Origin of the sequence: Neisseria sp. HMSC068C04 (genome assembly GCF_001810105.1) — a bacterium.
GTDB lineage: Bacteria > Pseudomonadota > Gammaproteobacteria > Burkholderiales > Neisseriaceae > Neisseria > Neisseria flavescens_B.
Genome location: NZ_KV799897.1, coordinates 1 through 2,854 on the forward strand (window position 1 = coordinate 1; position 2,854 = coordinate 2,854).

Here is a 2,854-nt window from a genome sequence, read left to right on the forward strand (position 1 = left end):
AGTTGGTAATAAACCAATTCAGGCTGCGCTTCGGACTGCTCTTGGGGTTCGGGCGGGATTTCCAGCAGCGGATCGGTTTCAGGGTCCTAGTCGCAAGGCTAAGCGGACACCATGAATGTCTTTACTTCATGGCGATCCAATATTTTTAACTGAAAAGGCCGTCTGAAAAGGGGGATAAGCTTTTCAAACGGCCTTGATATTTTGTATTTTCAATCCGATCTACTTTCTACTCAGCATTCTTAAGATTAAATTTATGCTCGAATACCATGATAAGAAAATATGTATTTATTATCTTTTTTATAAATTGAACCTTCTAATGTTAGGTTAGTTTCTTCACTATCTGCATATAAACAACTTTCGCCCCCCTATAATTTCTTCAGTATTGTTCATTCTGTATATTTCAAATATTGCTCTGTTATCATTTTGTGCAGTTAACGCAATTTCTTTAGGTGCTAATGATAATTTTTATCTGAAATATTTTCATAATCTAGTTCTTCCAAAATTTCATCATACACATTTATATTAAGCTGAAATTTAATTTCAAGCTGTTTAAAATCTCTTTGATTCAATAAATTTAAAAATTCTTCTATAAGATCAAAAAAATTCTCTTTTATTTGATATGTAAACATATTTATTTTCTTGCGGTGATGCTAGGCGTGGCTTCTGGCTGTGCCGTCCAGACTGTCGTGGCGGAATACCTACCTAAGGGAAGGGGTCGCGTACTGCCGTTGCAGTTTTCTATTTTAATGAGTTGGTTGTAGCCGTTCCAATGGTAGCCTGTGGTTTTGACATTAAAAGACCGTCTGAACCCCTAATTTAGTTTCAGATAGCTTTTAATTATCCCCTTTTTACTTTTGAAGCTCTTCCAACTCTTTTTCATTGAAACAAAATTACCCTTTATCCTCGAGTTTGAGTAGTCGCCAAACGGTAGTTTCCCAATAAATGGGATTACCGGCAGGCAGAAGTTCTCCTCGACTGATTGGTTTTCATGACGAATAAAGTTATCAAAGCCGTATTTTCCTAATAATATTAGTAATAAGCAGTATTATTCATTTCATAACGTTGATGAAGCTTAGCATCTGGCAATGCGAATTTTTGTCCATCTTTTTGAAGATATGCCTCTGTTAATTCAAAATGATCATTGAACTTCAATTTCAACGTGGCAAACTGATTTATTGAAGGTGTACTGATATTATGCGCCCGAGTCCTTCCGGGGAACGCCTGTTGAAATATCTTGTATAACCCGTTTAGTCGGTCATCATCGTATATGATTTTATAATCATTCTGTTCTTGTTCTTCAGTCTTAAATGGATGCAATCTGATGCCCCACCGATTACCCGTTTCTTTGTCTATTAACCATATCCTGATGTAAGTTGGCATCGCCTTCATTGCCTTCTTCTCTTCTTCTATCCTCTCCTTACCGATGGCCGTCCAGCGCTCTGTATTGGCGAATTCCATATAATATTCGCCGTTCCATTCTCCTCCATCCACTTCAACTTCCAAATTCCATGGATATTTTGTTTGCATTTGTTTATACCATTCTGCACTGACCTTTTTGGATCCAGCTATATAAGTGTGATAGAAATCGGGGTGTTCTTTACGTACTCTATCTAAGTATTCAGCCCTTCTTTTAGGGTCATGATAAGACTCAACATCGTAATACCACATTTCATTAAAGTGGTGTTTAGCAGCCTCTTCTAAAGAAGGTACAATTTCTCTTGCTTGCCAGGACATTAATTCCTTATGAATAAAAGTGCTGGTCAAATTCAACGTAACCCAACCACCAGGAGCAACAGCTAATTCAAAATTATTGGGAGATTCATATCGCGGAGTTTCAGTATCCTCTACTGCATTATTGAATACCCTGTAACTTTTTGCCATCATAGGACGTATCTTGTCTGTAGGAAGAGCTTCGTCCAGCTGATAAAATTTATTTTCAAACCGGGATAAATAGGTAAAAGTTAACCTTTCGGGAAGTAAATCAAACTCTGCCGTTCTTCCTAAGTATCCTCCTCGACCCCAGATAGAGCCTGTACCAAAGAAGTTTCGCAAGACCGTTCCGTTCTGCAAATAAAAATCAGAACTGTACTTATTAGATACGTCTACCGCATATGCTCCCAACGTCAAATATGAAGAATTTTCCGGTGTGGCGTTAACCAATATAGCCTCCGCCATCTTAACACCCCAAGCCATGCCTTTTGCCTGCTCGGGATTGCCGTGGCCATCAATCATTCCATTTAATCCTATATTTGCCAATGCAATACTGAGATAGCCTGCTGCTACTATTCCTAAAAGGATATTTGTTTTCTTGTGTTTCATTCAGACGACCTGTTGACTACTCTATTGATTCCAATATAGATAAGAGTTAATGATTTCCATCCAATATCTGTAAATTACCCAGCCATTGAGCAAAATAAAAATAACTGCGCAATATTTCCAATGACGGTTTTGATACATTCTGATGATGCAGTAGGCATTGACGATCAGAAAAAAGGCGTATTTGCCAATTTCCTCCCAGAGCACCTGAAGAGTTAATATCATATATCCCATATTACCAACCATTTAAATTTTTCTAGGTTCCTAATCGTCAAAGTCAAAACTATTCCCTCCGTTTTTTCTTAGATATTTAAATTGTTTACATTTTTAATGATACAGCCAGTATATCTACCTTTATAAGTTGATAATAATTACAGAATATGCAATGCAACCAGGCAATAAGGTATGCGAAAATAAAAAGGTTCAACGAATATACTTCACTTTTAACAGATAAAATAGTTGTATAAGCAATCAAATGAATCATGACAATTGGTTTGATATGATATCTGTGATAATGCCTGTGGTAAAGGGGGAAGGA

General features: G+C 37.1%; 2 protein-coding genes. Both read right to left on the reverse strand.

Features of this window, described 5'->3' with window-relative positions; genetic code table 11:
• Positions 1–452: 452 nt before the first annotated feature.
• Positions 453–629, reverse strand: coding sequence for a hypothetical protein (locus tag HMPREF2700_RS11935; RefSeq protein ID WP_283129652.1), 177 nt, complete (start codon positions 627–629; stop codon positions 453–455).
• Positions 630–1,029: 400 nt separating this feature from the next.
• Positions 1,030–2,319: a DUF2931 family protein gene (locus HMPREF2700_RS00365; protein ID WP_070589128.1), complete on the reverse strand. Its 1,290-nt coding sequence runs from the start codon at positions 2,317–2,319 to the stop codon at positions 1,030–1,032.
• Positions 2,320–2,854: the final 535 nt, after the last annotated feature.

Coding starts and splice junctions, on each gene's coding strand:
- HMPREF2700_RS11935 (WP_283129652.1), bottom strand. CDS start 629: ATGTTTACATATCAAATAAAAGAGAATTTTTTTGATCTTATAGAAGAA.
- HMPREF2700_RS00365 (WP_070589128.1), bottom strand. CDS start 2,319: ATGAAACACAAGAAAACAAATATCCTTTTAGGAATAGTAGCAGCAGGC.